At 65.4% G+C, this 15,231-nt stretch carries 19 protein-coding genes; 11 read left to right on the forward strand and 8 right to left on the reverse strand.

Features of this window, described 5'->3' with window-relative positions; all coding sequences use genetic code 11:
- Positions 1-597 carry a LolA family protein gene (locus OEZ49_RS00475; protein WP_164130453.1) on the forward strand — a complete coding sequence of 199 codons (597 nt, stop codon included), beginning with the start codon at positions 1-3 and terminating at the stop codon, positions 595-597.
- A gap of 12 nt (positions 598-609) precedes the next feature.
- Here OEZ49_RS00475 and OEZ49_RS00480 read toward each other — a convergent pair whose 3' ends face one another.
- Complete coding sequence (locus tag OEZ49_RS00480; protein ID WP_263386488.1) at positions 610-1,200, reverse strand: transglycosylase SLT domain-containing protein; 591 nt, start codon at positions 1,198-1,200, stop codon at positions 610-612.
- A gap of 61 nt (positions 1,201-1,261) precedes the next feature.
- Complete coding sequence (locus OEZ49_RS00485; RefSeq protein WP_263386489.1) at positions 1,262-2,143, reverse strand: AEC family transporter; 882 nt, start codon at positions 2,141-2,143, stop codon at positions 1,262-1,264.
- Positions 2,144-2,227: 84 nt separating this feature from the next.
- Between OEZ49_RS00485 and hspQ the strand changes: the two genes are divergently transcribed.
- Entirely contained in the window at positions 2,228-2,554 is a 327-nt protein-coding gene (hspQ, locus tag OEZ49_RS00490) for a heat shock protein HspQ (RefSeq protein WP_164130459.1), read from the forward strand.
- A gap of 28 nt (positions 2,555-2,582) precedes the next feature.
- On the opposite strand, the gene OEZ49_RS00495 is transcribed toward hspQ, so the two are convergent.
- The 3 genes from OEZ49_RS00495 to OEZ49_RS00505 all read right to left on the reverse strand — a co-directional run bounded on the left by OEZ49_RS00495 (position 2,583) and on the right by OEZ49_RS00505 (position 5,252).
- A complete protein-coding gene (locus OEZ49_RS00495) occupies positions 2,583-4,160 on the reverse strand; it encodes a gamma-glutamyltransferase family protein (RefSeq protein WP_263386490.1) in 1,578 nt (525 codons plus the stop codon).
- A 288-nt stretch (positions 4,161-4,448) separates the two neighbouring features.
- Positions 4,449-4,892: an ATP-binding protein gene (locus tag OEZ49_RS00500; RefSeq protein ID WP_263386491.1), complete on the reverse strand. Its 444-nt coding sequence runs from the start codon at positions 4,890-4,892 to the stop codon at positions 4,449-4,451.
- Between the two features lie 21 nt (positions 4,893-4,913).
- A complete protein-coding gene (locus OEZ49_RS00505) occupies positions 4,914-5,252 on the reverse strand; it encodes an STAS domain-containing protein (RefSeq protein WP_164130466.1) in 339 nt (112 codons plus the stop codon).
- Between the two features lie 98 nt (positions 5,253-5,350).
- Here OEZ49_RS00505 and OEZ49_RS00510 point away from each other — a divergent pair, with 98 nt between their 5' ends.
- Positions 5,351-6,523 carry a thiolase family protein gene (locus OEZ49_RS00510; RefSeq protein ID WP_263386492.1) on the forward strand — a complete coding sequence of 391 codons (1,173 nt, stop codon included), beginning with the start codon at positions 5,351-5,353 and terminating at the stop codon, positions 6,521-6,523.
- 42 nt (positions 6,524-6,565) lie between these two features.
- On the opposite strand, the gene OEZ49_RS00515 is transcribed toward OEZ49_RS00510, so the two are convergent.
- Positions 6,566-7,186 (reverse strand): LysE family translocator, encoded by a 621-nt coding sequence (locus tag OEZ49_RS00515; RefSeq protein ID WP_263386493.1) that lies wholly within the window; start codon positions 7,184-7,186, stop codon positions 6,566-6,568.
- Positions 7,187-7,190: 4 nt separating this feature from the next.
- Positions 7,191-7,556 carry a hypothetical protein gene (locus tag OEZ49_RS00520; RefSeq protein ID WP_263386494.1) on the reverse strand — a complete coding sequence of 122 codons (366 nt, stop codon included), beginning with the start codon at positions 7,554-7,556 and terminating at the stop codon, positions 7,191-7,193.
- 99 nt (positions 7,557-7,655) lie between these two features.
- Between OEZ49_RS00520 and OEZ49_RS00525 the strand changes: the two genes are divergently transcribed.
- Complete coding sequence (locus OEZ49_RS00525; protein WP_263386495.1) at positions 7,656-8,252, forward strand: TetR/AcrR family transcriptional regulator; 597 nt, start codon at positions 7,656-7,658, stop codon at positions 8,250-8,252.
- A gap of 70 nt (positions 8,253-8,322) precedes the next feature.
- Positions 8,323-8,775 (forward strand): GAF domain-containing protein, encoded by a 453-nt coding sequence (locus tag OEZ49_RS00530; protein ID WP_263386496.1) that lies wholly within the window; start codon positions 8,323-8,325, stop codon positions 8,773-8,775.
- Here the strand turns inward: OEZ49_RS00530 and OEZ49_RS00535 are convergent.
- Positions 8,752-9,024 (reverse strand): DUF1294 domain-containing protein, encoded by a 273-nt coding sequence (locus OEZ49_RS00535; RefSeq protein ID WP_234167542.1) that lies wholly within the window; start codon positions 9,022-9,024, stop codon positions 8,752-8,754. The genes OEZ49_RS00530 and OEZ49_RS00535 overlap by 24 nt on opposite strands.
- 181 nt (positions 9,025-9,205) lie before the next feature.
- Here OEZ49_RS00535 and OEZ49_RS00540 point away from each other — a divergent pair, with 181 nt between their 5' ends.
- From OEZ49_RS00540 to OEZ49_RS00565, 6 genes are read left to right on the forward strand one after another with little or no spacing between them, the layout of a single operon-like run.
- Positions 9,206-9,808 carry a helix-turn-helix domain-containing protein gene (locus tag OEZ49_RS00540; protein WP_397545639.1) on the forward strand — a complete coding sequence of 201 codons (603 nt, stop codon included), beginning with the start codon at positions 9,206-9,208 and terminating at the stop codon, positions 9,806-9,808.
- A 10-nt stretch (positions 9,809-9,818) separates the two neighbouring features.
- Complete coding sequence (locus OEZ49_RS00545) at positions 9,819-10,442, forward strand: LysE family translocator (RefSeq protein ID WP_263386498.1); 624 nt, start codon at positions 9,819-9,821, stop codon at positions 10,440-10,442.
- A gap of 2 nt (positions 10,443-10,444) precedes the next feature.
- Positions 10,445-10,816, forward strand: a complete 372-nt coding sequence (locus OEZ49_RS00550) for a GFA family protein (protein ID WP_164130484.1) — start codon at positions 10,445-10,447, stop codon at positions 10,814-10,816.
- Positions 10,817-10,825: 9 nt separating this feature from the next.
- Entirely contained in the window at positions 10,826-13,273 is a 2,448-nt protein-coding gene (locus OEZ49_RS00555; protein ID WP_263386499.1) for a GcvT family protein, read from the forward strand.
- Entirely contained in the window at positions 13,270-14,337 is a 1,068-nt protein-coding gene (locus OEZ49_RS00560) for an alcohol dehydrogenase family protein (RefSeq protein ID WP_263386500.1), read from the forward strand. Before OEZ49_RS00555 ends, OEZ49_RS00560 begins: the two co-directional genes overlap by 4 nt.
- A complete protein-coding gene (locus tag OEZ49_RS00565) occupies positions 14,334-15,230 on the forward strand; it encodes a homocysteine S-methyltransferase family protein (RefSeq protein WP_263386501.1) in 897 nt (298 codons plus the stop codon). The genes OEZ49_RS00560 and OEZ49_RS00565 overlap by 4 nt, the downstream gene beginning before the upstream one ends.
- Position 15,231 lies beyond the last annotated feature (1 nt).

Here is a 15,231-nt window from a genome sequence, read left to right on the forward strand (position 1 = left end):
ATGAAACGGATTGCACTCGCTCTTGCGCTGACCCTGGTCGCGCCGGCGGCCTGGGCGGCGGACAAGCTGCCTCTGGCTGAGATCTCGACCTATCTGAACGGCCTGAAAACCGTTCAGACCACCTTTACCCAGATCAACGATGACGGCTCGCTCAGCACCGGCAAGCTCTGGCTGCAACGGCCCGGTCGGATGCGGTTCGAGTACGACCCGCCCGATCGGTCGGTGGTGCTGGCCAAGGGCGGCACCGTGATCATCCACGACCCCAAGTCGAACCAGCCGCCGGAACAATACCCGCTGAACCGCACGCCCCTGTCGATCGTGCTGGCGCGGACGGTGGACCTGGACCGGGCTAATATGGTGGTGGGCCATGCCTTTGACGGCACCGCCACCGTTGTCACAGCACAGGATCCGGAAAACCCTGAATACGGGCGGATCGACCTCATGTTCACCGACGCGCCGGTCGAGCTGCGCAAATGGGTGATCCATGATGGCGCCGGGTCGCGCACCACGGTGATCCTCGGCCCGCTGACCAAAGGCAACAGCCTGAACCAGAACCTGTTCATCGACGGTCAGCCCGGCGTTTCCGCCAGCCGCTGACCGCCGGCCCGTTCAGTAGCGGAACTTGCGGCAGCTCGACAGCTGCCCGCCATACATGTCGGCCCGTGCCGCCACCTGGTCAGCAACACGCAGCAGCCACGACTTGGCCCTGTGCGAGCCGCGCGCATATCCTGCGTGGCCTTCGTGATAAGCCAGGTACTGGTTGCGCGCGTCGGTCAGCGCGATGCCGTTTTTCTCGCGAGTCTTGTTCATGTACCAGCCGATGAAATCAGACGCGTCCTTGATCCGGTCGCGTTTGGCGCCGCGGCGCCCGGTTTCTTTGCGGTACTGATCCCAGGTGCCATCCAGCGCCTGGCTGTACCCAAAGGCGCTGCTCTGCCGCCCGACCGGAATCACCCCCAGTACGAACTGGTGCGGCGTGCGGGCATCTCTTCGATATCGGCTTTCGTAATAGATAGTGGACATCTGCACATGCACCGGCACGCCCCATTTGCGCTCGGTCTGCTTGAATGCCTTGATGTATTCCGGGCGCTGCGCCGCAATGCTGCACGCATCGTCCAGGTTGCTGGGCGGCGCCTTGGACCCGCCACTACACGAGCCAAGCACCAGCACTGCCGCCAGTGTAAACAGAGATCTGCTCATCTGCCTCTTGCCTTTTTTCTTGTATTCTAACGCATCCGACGACGCGATGGAATCACATTCGCTAGAGCACCAGCGCCAGAACCAGCGGCAAGGCGGCGACCGAAATCAGGGTCGAGACCATGACCATACCGGCCACCGCATCGGCATCCGCCTCGAACCTTTCGGCCAGCATATAGGACGTGACTGCAACTGGCGTGCACATCTGCACCACCAGCACGCCGAACGCGACGCCTTCCAGGCCCATGCCCAGCGCCACCGCCCAGCCCAGTGCGAGACACAGCGCCAGCTTGACCAGCGACAGGATCACCGCACGCGACACCTTGTGCGTGCTTAGCCGGGCAATCGCCACGCCCAGCGTGATCAGCATGAGCGGCACCGCCATCTGCCCGATCAGCTCCATCGCATTGGTCAGAAACCGCGGCGTCTGCCAGCCCTGCCACAGGAACAGAGCGCCAAGCAGCGTCGACCAGACCATCGGCTCGCGCACCACCTTGGCCAGTGATCCGCGTCCCGCAACCACGTGGATACCATAGGAAAACGACCAAAGCGCCGAGACCGAGAAGAACACGATGGCATAGCCCAGCCCGGTCTCGCCAAAGGCAAAGATGCACAGCGGCAGGCCCAGATTGCCGGTATTGCCGAACACAAGCGGCGGCAGATAGGTCCGCCGGTCCAGCCCCAGGGCGCGCAGGCCCAGTTCGACGACCAGCGACAACACCAGGACCACGCCGATCACCGCCACCGCAAAACGAACCAGGTCGCCGCCGGGGATCTCGGTCTTGATCAAGGCTGTGAAGATCAGGCAGGGCACAGCAAGCGTCGTGGCCAGCCGGGTAACGAACTGGGTGCGGTACTCGAACCCCATCCGGACCCAGCCAAACCCGACCGCCGCCAGCAGAAACACGGGCGCCACGATCTCGATCACTGTCACGGTAAGGTTCACAGACTGTTTCCCTTAATTTTCGATCAATTGTTGGACATGGACGGGTGATTAGCGGTACAAGCAATGCTCAGGGGCTGAAAGACAATGTTGAAAACGCACGCCAAATATCATTTGGGGCAAGTGGTGCGCCATCGGAAACACCCGTTTCGCGGTGTGATTTTCGATGTCGACCCGGAATTTGCCAACACCGAAGAGTGGTACCAGGCCATCCCCGAGGATAGCCGGCCGCTGAAGAACCAGCCGTTCTATCATCTTCTGGCCGAGAACGATCAAAGCTATTACGTGGCTTATGTCTCCGAACAGAACCTCGTTGTGGACTATTCCGGCGAACCGGTGGACCACCCGGACATTCCCGACATGTTCGGGCCGTTCCAGGATGGCGCCTATCCCTTGCATTTCCAGTTGAACTGATCCTGCCCGTCTGCCGGGCAGGACCGTTTCAATAGCCCAGCGCACAGCCGTCCTTGCGCGGATCGCTGCCCGCTGTCAGCACCCCGTCAGCCCCGATTCGAATCGCCTGCGCGCCGCCCAGCGGTTCTTCAGGGATGATCACCTTATGGCCCATCCCGGCCAGCGCCCGCCGCACGTCATCGGAATAGCCGCGTTCAACCTTCAACACCCCCGCATCGGCAAAGGCGCGCGGCATGTCGATGGCGGCCTGCGGATCCATCCCGAAATCCACCAGGTTCGAGGTGAACCGCGCGTGCCCGGTCGGCTGATAGGCGCCGCCCATCACGCCAAAGGGCATCTCGACCCGGCCATCCCGGCACAGCATGCCCGGAATGATCGTGTGCATCGGCCGCTTGCCGCCCGCCATCTCGTTCGGGTGGCCCTCCTTCAACGTGAATCCCGCGCCCCGGTTCTGCATCAGGATGCCGAATTTCTCCGACGCGATGCCCGAACCGAAGCCGTGGTAGATGGAATAGATCAGCGACACCGCCATCCGGTCGCGATCGACCACGGTGATATAGATCGTGTCCTTGTGCACCGCCTCGGTCAGCGGCGCGGCGGCAGCCATGGCGCGCTTCGGGTCGATCAGCGCCGCCAGCCGCGCCGCCGTTTCCGGCGCCAGCATGTGATCCAGACGCGTGGTGTGGTCCGGGTCGGCAATGAACCGGTTACGGGCGTCATAGGCCAGCTTGGCGGCCTCGGCCTCGATATGAATGCGCTGGGCGCCCAGCGGGTCCATTCCGGCAATGTCGAAATGTGACAGGATGTTCAGCATCAGGATCGCCGTCAAGCCCTGGCCGTTGGGCGGATGCTCGACCAGGTCGACCGCGCCATAAGATCCCGCCACCGGATCGGTAGGGGTACAGGCGGTGGCGGCGAAATCCTCGACCGTATGCACCCCACCCAGCGCGTTCAGCGCGGCGACCATGTCCTCGGCCACTTCGCCGGTGTAAAACGCATCGCGGCCATCGCGCGCGATCCGGCGCAGCACCTCTGCTTGCCCGGGTGCTGCAAACATCTGCCCCGGTTTCGGGATCGTGCCACCGGGCAGGAACCAGTCCAGCGCCGCGCCCTGCAACACCTCGGCATCGCTGACCCAGTCGGCGGCGACCCGCTGGGCAACGGGCACGCCCGCCTCGGCATAGCGGATCGCCGGGTCCAGCACCGCGTCGAGCCCGATGCGCCCCTCGGTCTCACACAGATGACAGAACGCGTCGATGGCGCCGGGTATGGTGACCGCCTCGGGCCCGGTCAGCGGCACCGCCGCCAGCCCCCGCGCCCGCAGCGCGGCGGCGCTGGCCGCCGCAGGCGCTCGGCCCGACCCGTTCATCGCCCGCACCGTGGTTTCGCCGGGCCGGTTGTAAAGCACGAAACAGTCGCCGCCGATCCCGGTCATCTGCGGCTCGCAAATGCCCAGCAGAACAGCGCCCGCAATCGCCGCATCCATCGCATTGCCGCCGCGTTTCAGGGTTTCGATCGCCGTCTGGGCCGCCAACGGGTGCGAGGTGGCGCACATTCCGGTTGTCGCAAAAACCGGTGATCGGCCGGGCAAGTGAAAGTCGCGCATCGGGTTGGTCTCCTTCAAGTCCTGCCGACACTAGTCTGGGCGCGGCCGAAGTCCAATCCGAATGGCAATCCGATCCGTTTGCGGATCGACAGGTCGGAAAACAAAAAATGGGAAAGGGCGCAGAGGCGGCCTGCCACTGGCAAGTAGTCCTCGACGTTGCGCACTGGGTGGGGGCTGTAACGCGCAACGTCGAGGGAAGCCATATGCAGCTACAGGTTCTGTATGTCCCGGCATTGCGGCGTGATTTCGGATCAATTGCGGCCAGATTTGGGCATTTCCCAATTTCCGTCAGGCATCCGGCTTTTCCGGCAGGTCGAACCTGAGCCACAGCAAGTTCTTGTCGCCGCGGCGTTCGTATCTGATCTCGCTCGCCAACTGTCGAATCAGGAACCAGCCGAATCCTCCCTCGGGCAGGTCCGCCGGTTCGGCGGGTTCGCCGTTTGGCAGGTCGCCGCCCGGCATCGGGCGGCCACGGTCGTGAATGCGAATCTCCAGCCGATCGGCGCGCAGATGACAAGTCACATGGATCCGTCCCGACTCGACACCCGCATAGGCATGTTCGACCACGTTGTTGATCGCCTCGGCCAGCGCGATCTCGACATCGCCGGTTCGCTCTTCCGAAATCCCTTGCTGGCGAAGTTGTCCGGCAATGGCACAGATTCCGTCGCGGGCTTCCAGATCGTTGGCGCTGAAAGTCACGAGGAACCCTGCCCGATCCGTATCCAGGTTCACGCTGTCATTCTCCCCAACAGGTCACTTTTGCCGCGCGGTCAAGGCCTCGTCGAGCGTGGCAAAAAGGTTGAAGACGGTATCCATGCGGGTCAGGCGGAACACCTTGTCAACCACCGGCGTCAGGCCCGCCAGTTCCAGCCGCCGGTCGCCGCCCAACTGCTTCATCGACGCAACGATGGCTCCCAGCCCGCTGGAATCGATGAACTTCACCTGCGACAGATCCAGCACCACCCGCTGCGGTCCGGCTTCGGTTTCGCTGCGCATGTCCTCCTTGAACTGGATCGCCATCGCTGCGTCGATCCGCTCGACATTGACGGCAATGATCCGTGTGTCACCGGAATCGGTACTGGTCAGACACATACTCCCCCTCCTCGGGTGGCTACTTTTCGCCGCACGAGGGTAGACGGCAATTCTTACCATTCGGTATTCAGGCACAGAGCTTTCCTCAGGAGGACAGGATGAAAGAAGTTGTCATCGCCGGTGCCGCGCGCACACCGATGGGCGGGTTCCAGGGCATGTATGACGGCGTCAGCGCCGCCGAACTGGGCGGCGCCGCGATTCGCGCCGCGCTGGCCGGGGCAGGGGCCACCACCGTGGACGAGGTGCTGATGGGCTGCGTCCTGCCCGCCGGTCAGGGCCAGGCCCCCGCGCGCCAGGCCGGTTTTGCCGGTGGCCTGGGCGAAGAGGTGCCCGCCACCACGCTCAACAAGATGTGCGGCTCGGGCATGAAGGCGGCGATGATCGCCTTTGACCAGATCGCGCTGGGCCATACCGACACCATGATCGCCGGCGGGATGGAGAGCATGACCAATGCCCCATACCTCTTGCCCAAGATGCGCGGTGGCGCCCGTATCGGCCATGGCCAGGTGATCGACCACATGTTCCTCGACGGGTTGGAGGATGCCTATGACAAGGGCCGCCTGATGGGCACCTTTGCCGAGGATTGCGCCGAGCACTACCAGTTCACCCGCGAGGCGCAGGACGAATATGCGCTGCGCTCGCTGCAAAACGCGCTCGACGCGCAGGCCTCGGGTGCCTTTGACGGCGAGATCGCCGCCGTCACCGTCAAGACCCGCAAGGGAGAGGTGGTGACCGATGCCGACGAACAACCCAAAAGCGCCCGGCCCGACAAGATCCCGACGCTGAAACCCGCCTTCCGCAAGGATGGCACCGTGACCGCGGCCAATGCCTCGTCGATCTCGGACGGCGCCGCCGCCCTGGTGCTGGCCTCGGTCGAGGCTGCCGCCGCCCAGGGTCTGACCGTGCGCGCCCGCATCCTGGGGCACGCCAGCCATGCCCAGGCGCCGGGCTGGTTCACCACCGCCCCGGTTCCGGCCGCTAAAAAGCTGCTCGCCAATATCGGCTGGAGCGTCGAGGATGTGGACCTGTGGGAGGTCAACGAGGCCTTTGCCGTGGTGCCGATGGCCTTTATGCACGAAATGGGCCTGTCCCGCGACAAGGTGAACGTCAACGGCGGCGCCTGTGCGCTGGGCCATCCGATCGGCGCTTCGGGCGCACGGATCATGGTGACGCTGCTCAACGCTTTGGAAAAGCGCGGGCTGAAACGCGGGGTCGCCGCGATCTGCATCGGTGGCGGCGAAGGCACCGCCATCGCCATCGAGCGGGTCTGACCCTTTTGAAAAGTGGCGCGCCGGAGCGATCCGGCGCGTTCCTCAGACCTCGGCGCGGCGCATCAGGGCCAGCGATCCGGCAACCCCGATCATCGCCAGCCCACAGAACCGGCCCAGCCACTGCCCCGCCAGGCGCCCGCCCCGGCGTTGTGAACAGGCGCCGACAGCGGCATAAAGGCTCATCACCAGCAGATCTGTCGCCACGAATAGGACCGCCAGCACCAGATACTGCCGCGCTGCTGGCAGGCTGGGGTCGATGAACTGCGGCAAGAGGGCGGCAAAGAACAGATAGCCCTTGGGGTTGGTCACTGCGACCAGAAAGCTGCGGCGAAACACTGTTGCGGCGCGCTCCTGCGGGGCGCTCTCCATCGTGCCGGGCTGCGCCTCCCCCCGCAACAGCCGCAACCCGAGATAGGCGAGATAGGCCACACCTGCCCATTTCACCAACCCAAACAGCAGGGCCGAGGCACTCAGCACCGCCCCCAAGCCCAGCGCCGCCGCCGTGATCAACAGGATATCCGACAGGGCCGCGCCCATGATCCCCGGTGCCGCGCCACGCATGCTGCCCCGCGCGCCGTTGCCCAGCGCCAGCAAGACGGTCGGCCCGGGGGTGGCGATGGCGGCCAAGGCGGTCAGGACGAAACCGACAAGCATCAGCTCCATCAGCTCAGGCCCCTTGCCGCGACAGTGCAGGGAACAGGCGCACCAGCACCGTGATCGCGGCCAGTTGTGCCGCGATCACGGCGGGCCAGATCAACGGGAACTGCGGGTCGAGGTATTTCTGCGGCCCAAATGAGACCAGCGCGCCGAGGGTGGCGAGCAGGGCTAGCACCCGCCCGGCGCGGCTCTCTCCCAGCACAATCGCCGCAATCGCCGCCGAGACCGAGGCGCCGATAAGCGGCCCGATGCCGAAAAGCGGCGTTGCAATGGGCGGGTGCGGTGGCACCCCGGCATAAAGCGAAAACAGCATGATCAGCTGCAACAGGATCAGTACCACAAGGGCGGCAAGGCAGGGGCGGTCGGTCTTGGTCATGTCTCTCTCCTGAGTTAGTTACCGAGAAGCGTAATCATGATTACGGTTGCGAGTATCCGTAATCATGATTACGGTGCGGGTCAAGCGAAAGGAAACCCGATGAAGGATGACAGCCGCGCCGACCGCCAACAGCAGATCGAGGAAGCCGCCTATGCCCTGCTCGAACAAAAGGGCTATGCGGGTACCTCGATGCAGGGCATCGCCAGGTTGGCGCGCGCCTCGAACGAGACGCTCTACAGCTGGTATGGCGACAAGCAGGGCCTGTTCCGGGCGCTGGTGATCCGCAACGCCGCCGAGGTGCGCGCGCAGCTCGAGGCCGATCTGGCCGCCGCCCGCCCGCCCCGCGATACCCTGACCGCGCTGGGGCCGCGCCTGCTGTCCCTCTTGCTGGGCGACCGGGCGGTGGCGCTGAACCGTGCCGCCGCCGCCGACCCCAGCGGCGAGCTGGGTGCGCTGATCGCCCAATCGGGCCGCGACAGCGTGATGCCGCTGATCGTACAGGTGCTAAAGGCCGCGCGGGCCGAGGGCCTGCTGCATTTCGATGATGCCGGGGCGGCGGCGGGTCTTTACCTTGATCTGCTAGTGGGCGACCAGCAGATCCGCCGGGTAATCGGCCGCCTGCCCGCACCGTCCGAGGCCGCGTGCCAGGCCCGCGGGGCGGCAGCGGTCACGCATCTGTGCCGCCTGCTGGGCTAGCGCGCCTCTTGCCTTTGCCCGCGCGCCACGCGATAGGCTTGTTTCACGCCACACCCAGCGGAGCCTTGCCATGACCGTTGACTACAACATCCTCGCCAAGACCGTCGCCGCCCTGACCGAGGGCGAGACCGATCCGGTGGCGCTGATGGCGACGGTCACCTGCGAGGTGCATCATGCGGACGACCGGTTCAACTGGACCGGCTTCTACCGGGTAACCGAGCCCGGCGTACTCAAGATCGGCCCCTATCAGGGCGGCCACGGCTGTTTGCGCATCCCGTTTGACAAGGGCGTCTGCGGGGCTGCGGCGCGGACTGGAGAGGTGCAACTGGTGCCGGATGTCGATGCCTTTCCCGGCCATATTGCCTGCGCCTCTTCGACCCGGTCGGAACTGGTGCTGCCGGTGTTCGACGGGACCGGCGCGCTGATCGCGGTGTTCGACATCGACAGCGACCTGCCGGATGCCTTCACCGAAAAAGACGCCGCCGCGCTGGGCGCGATCCTAAAGCAGGTCTTTGCCCAGTAGGATCACCAGCGCGGTGATCTGAAACAGCACGATCGACCACAGCCAGCGGCCAAAGGGCTGTTTGCGGGTCTTGTGCCGGAACAGCCACCGCGACAACAGCGCCGCCGGGCTGCCCCCCAGCGCCGACAGCCAGAGCAGCAGGTGCTCCGGCACCCGGCCCCGGCTCCAGCGCGCCGAGAGCTTGTCCCAGGCAAACAGCGCCACCGTCAGCCCGTTGAGGACCCAGAGATAAAGGATCGCGTTCCACATGGACGGGTCTTAGCGTTTGCCCGGTTGGAGATGCAAGAACCCGGGGCAAAAGGGGGCGCTGCCCCCGCCGCCGCAAGCGGCGACTCCCCCGGAGTATTTGCTGCAAAGTGAAAGGGCCTTTTGCGTGTCACGTGAAATTTGTGTTGAAATTTTCACGAGAATCACATCATCATGAAATCCTATGGCGATTTTTCACGAAGTTTGGGAGGCGCCGGTGAATACGCAAGCCCCGTCCAGCGCGACGCTTGGTGCCGATCTGCGCGCCCTGCGCAAGGCGCGCGGGCTGACGCTCAGCGAGATCGCTGCACGGCTGGGGCGGTCTGTCGGCTGGCTCAGCCAGGTGGAGCGCGACATGTCCGAACCCTCGATCTCGGACCTGCGCCAGATCGCGGGTTGCCTGGGCGTGCCGATGTCCATGCTCTTTGCCCATGCCGCCGCCCCGGCCGACGAACAGGGATATGTCGTGCGGTCTGTCGCGCGGCGCCCGATGGGTTCCGGCGAGGAGGGGTTGATCGAAGAGCTGTTGTCGCCGGATCTGACCGACGATTTCGAGATGGTGCATTCCACCTTTGCCCCGCGGTCGCGGATGCAGACCCCGGCCAACCGACCCACGCAAGAGGTGGGCTACATGCTGTCCGGGCGGTTGGAGCTGACCATCGGCGGGCGCCAGTTCTCGGTCGGGCCGGGCGACAGTTTCCGCATCCGCCATGAACCCTATCAATGGGCCAATCCCCATGACGAGCCTGCCGTGGCCGTCTGGGTGATCGCCCCCCCGGTCTATTGAGGAGACGGGGATGAGTTTCGAAGCCTGGACCATCTTCGCGCTGTTCTGGATCCTGTTCGCCGCCACGCCGGGCCCCAACGCGGTCAACTGCATCTCGAACGGGATGAGCCTGCCCTTTGGCAAGGCGCTGTTGGGGGTGCTGGCGATCCTGACCCAGGCGAGCGCCTTTCTGCTGCTCTCGGCCCTGGGGGTAACGGCGCTGATCACCGCCTCGCCCACCCTGTTTCTGGTGGCCAAGCTCGCGGGGGTCGGGTTCCTGATCTGGCTGGGCATCCGGGGCTGGCGCAGCGCCACGAAACCCGTGCCCACGGCCGTGCGCCCGGCGCGCCATGTCTATCTGCACGCGCTGGCCGTCGCCACCATCAACCCCAAAAGCATGGCGGGTTACCTCGCCGCATTCTCGCAGTTCGTGCAGCCGGATGTGCCGATCTGGCAGCAGATGAGTGTGATCATGCCCACCGCCCTGATCATCACCGCGCTTTGCTACACCACCTTCACGCTGTTGGGCGCGCTCATGGGCCGCGCGGCGCTGGGCGCGGTGTTCAGCACCTGGCTGCGCCGGGTCATGGCGCTCTGTTTCATCATCTATGGCGTGTTGCTGGGCACCAGCGCCGCGCCCGCAACAAGGGGATGACCATGATCAAAGGTTCCTGCCTGTGCGGCGATATCCGCTACGCGACCAAGGCCGAACCCCAGGGCGCCTCGATGTGCCATTGCGGCCAGTGCCGGCGGCAATCGGGCGGCATCTGGTCCTCGGCCTTTGTGCCCGAGGCCGACCTGACCATCACCGGCCCGGTCAGCTGGTTTGCCGCCAGCGACAGCGCCAAACGCGGTTTTTGCGCCCGCTGCGGCGCGTTCCTGTTCTGGAAGGCCAATGACGAAGACACGATCAGCTTTTCGCTGGGGTCTGTCGATGGCCCCACCGGCCTGCGCCTGACCAAGCACATCTTTGTCGCCGACAAGGGCGACTATTACGACATCGCGGACGATGCGCCGCACAAGGACTAGGGAGTGAACATGTCCGATTTTCCCAACAAGGCCCGCGTGGTCATCATCGGCGGCGGTGTGGTGGGGGTGTCCTCGCTCTATCACCTGGCGAAAAAGGGCTGGACCGACTGCGTTCTGCTGGAAAAGAACGAGCTGACCGCGGGCTCCACCTGGCATGCGGCCGGCAACGTGCCGACCTTTTCGACCTCGTGGTCGATCATGAACATGCAGCGGTACTCGACCGAGCTCTATGCCCGTCTGGGCGAAGAAGTCGATTATCCGATGAACTACCACCAGACCGGCTCGATCCGGCTGGCGCATACGCGCGAGCGGATGCAGGAGTTCGAGCGCGCCTGCGCCATGGGCCGCTATCAGGGTATCAAGATGGAGATGCTGACGCCCGACGAGGCCAAGGCGCGTTATCCCTTCCTGGAAACTCATGACATGGCCGGGGCGCTTTACGATCCGACCGATGGCGATATCGACCCGGCGCAGCTGACCCAGGCACTGGCCAAGGGCGCGCGCGACATGGGGGCCAAGATCTTGCGGTTCTGCCCTGCCACCGGCGTCACCCAGCAGGATGATGGCAGCTGGATCGTTCATACCGACAAGGGCGACATTTCCTGTGACTATGTGGTCAACGCCGCAGGCTATTATGCCCAGCGGGTTGGCGAGTGGTTCAAACCCTATGGCGGGCGCACCGTGCCGATGATGGTGATGAGCCACCAGTATCTGCTGACCGAACAGATCCCCGAGCTTGAGGCCTGGTCCAAGGAGAACGGCCGCAAGCTGCCTCTGCTGCGCGATGTGGACGTGTCCTATTACCTGCGGCAGGAAAAGAACGGCATCAACATCGGCCCCTACGAACCCAACTGCCGTGCCCATTGGGACGTGGACAGCGACCCGATGCCGGACGATTTCAGCTTCCAGCTCTGGTCGGACGATCTGGACCGGATCGAGGATATCGTCGCCGACGCAATGGAACGCGTGCCGGTCACCGCCACCGCCGGTGTCAGCCGCATCATCAACGGCCCGATCCCCTATGCCCCCGACGGGCTGCCGCTGATCGGCCCGATGCCCGGTGTGAAGAACGCCTTCGAGGCTTGCGTGTTCACCTTCGGCATCGCTCAGGGCGGCGGTGCGGGCAAGGTTCTGGCGGAATGGATCGTCGATGGCCAGACCGAATGGGACATGTGGTCCTGCGATCCGCGCCGCTATACCGACTACACCGATCACGACTACTGCGTGAAAAAGGGCATGGAGGTCTATGGCAACGAATATGCCATGCACTTCCCCTGGCACCGCTGGCCTGCCGCGCCCGACAAGAAACTCTCGCCGGTGCATGACCGGGTCAAGGCGCAGGGCGGAGTCATGGGCGTCTATAACGGCTGGGAACGCGCCAACTGGTTCGCGCAGCCGGGCGATGACACGTCCGAGGAAAGCACCCACACCTGGGGCCGCTCGGGCCCGTGGGAGCAGCGGATCAAGGAGGAATGCGAGGCCGTGCGCGATCATTGCGGCGTGCTCGACCTGCCCGGCTTCTCGCGCTTTCTGGTCAAGGGCGCAGGTGCCGCCGAGGCGCTGCGCGGCCTGATCACCGGCGGCCTGCCCAAGGTGGGGCGGATGAACCTCGTCTACATCTCCGAAAGCCGTGGCCGCATCCTGACCGAAATGTCGTGTATCCGGTTGGGCGAGGACGAGTTTGTCATGATCACCGCAGCCACCGCGCAATGGCACGACCGAGATATCCTGCTGGGTGCCATGCCCGCCGGGGTCACGGTCGATGATGTGACCACCACCCGCGACACGCTGATCGTTACCGGCCCGAAATCGCGCGAGATCCTCGCCGGGCTGTCGAACGCCGACCTGTCAAAGGGCTGGCTGACGCATCAGGCCGCCACCGTCGCGGGCCAACCCGCCTTTCTGATCCGGGTCTCCTTTGCCGGGGAACTGGGATGGGAGGTGCACGCGCTCAACGTACATATGCCCGCGATCTATGATGCGATCCTCGCCGCCGGGGCCAAACCCTTCGGCATGTGGGCGCTCAACTCCCTGCGCGTGGAAAAGGGCTATCGCGCGTGGAAGGGTGACCTGTCGACTGACTACTCGATGCTCGAAGGCGGGTTGGAGCGCTTCGTCAAGCTCGACAAGCCGCAGGATTTCCCGGGCAAGGCCGCGATCCTGGCCGAGAAACAGCGCGGGGTGAAGAAGAGCTTCGTCACCCTGCTGGTCGAGGCCGGAGATGCCGACGCGCCCTATATGTCCTGCCTCTGGCATGACGGGCAGATCGTGGGCGAGACCACCTCGGGCGCCTGGGGCTATCGCATCAACGCCAGCGTGGCGCTGGGCATGGTGCGCGCCGATCTGGCGGTGCCGGGCACCGTGCTGGAGGTCGAGATCTACGGAGAGAAATGCCGCGCCGTTGTGCAGCCCGACGCCCCGCTTTGGGATCCGGAAAACGAGCGGTTGCGCGCATGAGCATCCCCGCCACCATGTCCGGCGTCCAACTGACCCGCCACGGTGGGCCAGAGGCGCTGGCGTGGTGCGTTGACATCCCCGTCCCGGCCCCCGGGCCGGGGCAGGTTCTGGTCCGGGTGCTGGCCGCCGGGGTCAACAACACCGACATCAACACGCGGATCGGCTGGTATTCCTCGGATGTGACAGGCGCCACTGACAGCGGCGAAACCGGAGAGGCGGGCGGCTGGGCCGGGGCGCTCACCTTCCCCCGCATCCAGGGCGGCGACCTCTGCGGCCGCATTGTGGCGCTGGGCGCGGGGGTGACCGGCTGGACCACCGGCCAGCGCGTCACCTGCCAGATCAACCTGCCGCGTCCGACACCCGACAACCCCTTCGGCTTCGTGGCCCTTGGTTCGGAACTGGACGGCGCCTTTGCCGAATATTGCCTGCTCGACGCGGGTGACCTCTTCGACGTCACCGCCTCGTCGCTCTCGGATATCGAAATCGCCGCCATGCCCTGTGCCTATGGCACCGCATGGAACCTGCTGGCGCGCTGCAGCGTGGGGCAGGGTGATATGGTGCTGATCACCGGCGCCTCGGGCGGCGTGGGGCTCGCCGCCGTGCAACTGGCCGCGTATCTGGGCGCAACCGTCACCGCGATGACCGCGCCTGCCAAGGCCGAGGCCGTCACCGCCGCCGGGGCGACAGCCATCCTGGGCCGCGACGACACGCCCCCGCCCGCCCAATTCGACCGGGTGATCGACGTGGTCGGCGGCCCGATCTGGCCCGACCTGATCCGCGCCCTGAAACCCGGCGGCCACTATGCCGTCTCGGGCGCCATCGCCGGGCCTATGGTCACCGCCGACCTGCGCCAGATCTACCTGCCCGACATCACCATCCACGGCGCCACCTACCAACCGCGCGCGGTCTTTGCCGACCTGATCGCCCTGATCAATGCAGGCGCCATCCGCCCGCTGGTTTCCGCCACCTATCCGCTCCACCAGATCGCCGAGGCACAGGCCGAATTCATGACCAAACGCCTGCCCGGCAAGATCGTCCTCATTCCGCCACAGGAGGCCGCATGACCGACATTACCCTGCTTGATGGCTCCATCGGCCAGGAACTTGTCAAACGCGCGGGCAAGCGCCCGACACCGCTCTGGTCCACCTCTGTCATGCTCGAGGCGCCCGATCATGTCGGCGCCGTGCATCGCGATTATTTCGACGCAGGCGCCACCATCGCCACCACCAACACCTATGCGGTGCTGCGCGACCGGCTGGAACCGGCCGGGATCGGCGACCGGTTCGAGGCGCTGATTGACACCGCGCTGGCCCAGGCCGAAACCGCCCGCGCCGCGCATGGCACGGGCCGCATCGCAGGCGCGCTGGGGCCGCTCGGCGCCTCCTACCGCCCTGACATATGCCCTCCACCAGAAGAGGCCGAGGCGCTTTATGCCGACAGCGTGCGCGCGATGAACGACCGGGTCGACCTGTTCCTGATCGAAACCGCCGCCTCGGTCGCCCAGGCCGAGGGCGCTCTCCGGGGTGCGTCCATCGGCACCAAACCCGTCTGGCTCTCGGTCACCGTGATGGATGACGACGGCACCCGCCTACGCTCGGGCGAAGAGGTGGGCGAGTTGGCCGCCATTGTCGCGCAATACCAGCCCCAGGCGGTTCTGATGAACTGCTCCCGCCCCGAGGCCATGGCCGCCGCGCTCGACATCATCGCGGGCTTCGGCCTGCCCTTCGGCGCCTATGCCAACGGCTTCACCCGCATCACCGAGGCCTTCCTCGAATCGCGCCCCACGGTCGAGGCGCTCACCGCCCGCGTCGACCTGACGCCCGAGGCCTATGCCGAATTCGCCATGGGCTGGATCAAACAGGGCGCCACCATCGTCGGCGGCTGTTGCGAGGTCGGCCCCACCCATATCGCGCATCTGGCCCAGCGACTCCGCGCCGCCGGGCACACTATCGTCTGAG

The sequence above is a fragment of the Ruegeria marisflavi genome (genome assembly GCF_025673445.1).
GTDB lineage: Bacteria > Pseudomonadota > Alphaproteobacteria > Rhodobacterales > Rhodobacteraceae > Ruegeria_B > Ruegeria_B marisflavi.

Coding starts and splice junctions, on each gene's coding strand:
- OEZ49_RS00475 (WP_164130453.1), top strand. CDS start 1: ATGAAACGGATTGCACTCGCTCTTGCGCTGACCCTGGTCGCGCCGGCG.
- OEZ49_RS00480 (WP_263386488.1), bottom strand. CDS start 1,200: ATGAGCAGATCTCTGTTTACACTGGCGGCAGTGCTGGTGCTTGGCTCG.
- hspQ (WP_164130459.1), top strand. CDS start 2,228: ATGTTGAAAACGCACGCCAAATATCATTTGGGGCAAGTGGTGCGCCAT.
- OEZ49_RS00495 (WP_263386490.1), bottom strand. CDS start 4,160: ATGCGCGACTTTCACTTGCCCGGCCGATCACCGGTTTTTGCGACAACC.
- OEZ49_RS00505 (WP_164130466.1), bottom strand. CDS start 5,252: ATGTGTCTGACCAGTACCGATTCCGGTGACACACGGATCATTGCCGTC.
- OEZ49_RS00510 (WP_263386492.1), top strand. CDS start 5,351: ATGAAAGAAGTTGTCATCGCCGGTGCCGCGCGCACACCGATGGGCGGG.
- OEZ49_RS00515 (WP_263386493.1), bottom strand. CDS start 7,186: ATGGAGCTGATGCTTGTCGGTTTCGTCCTGACCGCCTTGGCCGCCATC.
- OEZ49_RS00520 (WP_263386494.1), bottom strand. CDS start 7,556: ATGACCAAGACCGACCGCCCCTGCCTTGCCGCCCTTGTGGTACTGATC.
- OEZ49_RS00525 (WP_263386495.1), top strand. CDS start 7,656: ATGAAGGATGACAGCCGCGCCGACCGCCAACAGCAGATCGAGGAAGCC.
- OEZ49_RS00530 (WP_263386496.1), top strand. CDS start 8,323: ATGACCGTTGACTACAACATCCTCGCCAAGACCGTCGCCGCCCTGACC.
- OEZ49_RS00535 (WP_234167542.1), bottom strand. CDS start 9,024: ATGTGGAACGCGATCCTTTATCTCTGGGTCCTCAACGGGCTGACGGTG.
- OEZ49_RS00540 (WP_397545639.1), top strand. CDS start 9,206: ATGGCGATTTTTCACGAAGTTTGGGAGGCGCCGGTGAATACGCAAGCC.
- OEZ49_RS00545 (WP_263386498.1), top strand. CDS start 9,819: ATGAGTTTCGAAGCCTGGACCATCTTCGCGCTGTTCTGGATCCTGTTC.
- OEZ49_RS00550 (WP_164130484.1), top strand. CDS start 10,445: ATGATCAAAGGTTCCTGCCTGTGCGGCGATATCCGCTACGCGACCAAG.
- OEZ49_RS00555 (WP_263386499.1), top strand. CDS start 10,826: ATGTCCGATTTTCCCAACAAGGCCCGCGTGGTCATCATCGGCGGCGGT.
- OEZ49_RS00560 (WP_263386500.1), top strand. CDS start 13,270: ATGAGCATCCCCGCCACCATGTCCGGCGTCCAACTGACCCGCCACGGT.
- OEZ49_RS00565 (WP_263386501.1), top strand. CDS start 14,334: ATGACCGACATTACCCTGCTTGATGGCTCCATCGGCCAGGAACTTGTC.